The sequence below is a fragment of the Halopseudomonas xiamenensis genome (genome assembly GCF_014219065.1).
Taxonomy (GTDB): Bacteria; Pseudomonadota; Gammaproteobacteria; order Pseudomonadales; family Pseudomonadaceae; genus Halopseudomonas; species Halopseudomonas xiamenensis.
This window is the reverse complement of the sequence record NZ_JACLGO010000077.1, coordinates 1-695: the sequence shown is the minus strand read 5'-3', so window position 1 is coordinate 695 and position 695 is coordinate 1. Positions and strand designations below refer to the sequence as shown.

The 695-nt window shown below is 50.8% G+C and carries 2 tRNA genes and 1 rRNA gene; all 3 read right to left on the bottom strand.

The annotated features are described in order from the left end of the window. Positions 1 to 333: 333 nt before the first annotated feature. Positions 334 to 409 (bottom strand) — tRNA-Ala (locus tag H6X51_RS19875). A gap of 24 nt (positions 410 to 433) precedes the next feature. Continuing rightward, positions 434 to 510 (bottom strand) — tRNA-Ile (locus H6X51_RS19870). A gap of 112 nt (positions 511 to 622) precedes the next feature. Beyond that, positions 623 to 695 (bottom strand): 16S ribosomal RNA (locus H6X51_RS19865); the annotation flags it as partial.

The following is a 695-nucleotide window of genomic DNA, read 5'->3' as shown; positions in this document are numbered from 1 at the left end:
GTCTTTCATCGCCTCTGACTGCCAAGGCATCCACCGTATGCGCTTATTCACTTGACCATATAACCCCAAACAATCTGCCTTGCGGCCGACTGCTCGACGCCATGGTCTGACATGATGTAAACGACAATCCGGAACTTGCACTTGAGATTACAATTTACCTTAGCCATGAGTTGTGCAGTGAAACACACCTCATGTCTTGTCTTACTTCTATCACTTTTCCATATTGTTAAAGAGCGACTGATCAAAGATCAGACATCAATCATTCAACATCCACAGTACAACCACTGCGGGGAATGACTCATGTATGAACTCTCATCAAGAGCATCGGCGACCTGGTGGAGCCAAGCGGGATCGAACCGCTGACCTCCTGCGTGCAAGGCAGGCGCTCTCCCAGCTGAGCTATGGCCCCGTTCAGACCTGACACCTCGACAATTGGTGGGTCTGGGCAGATTCGAACTGCCGACCTCACCCTTATCAGGGGTGCGCTCTAACCAACTGAGCTACAGACCCAATCGTCTCGGGCAACCTGTAACGCATTGGCCAGGCTACAGACCTCTATCGCCTTTCTTTCAGAATCAAGTAATTCGTGTGAGTGCTTGAAGAACAGCCGTGATCTATCGATTAAGGAGGTGATCCAGCCGCAGGTTCCCCTACGGCTACCTTGTTACGACTTCACCCCAGTCATGAATCACACC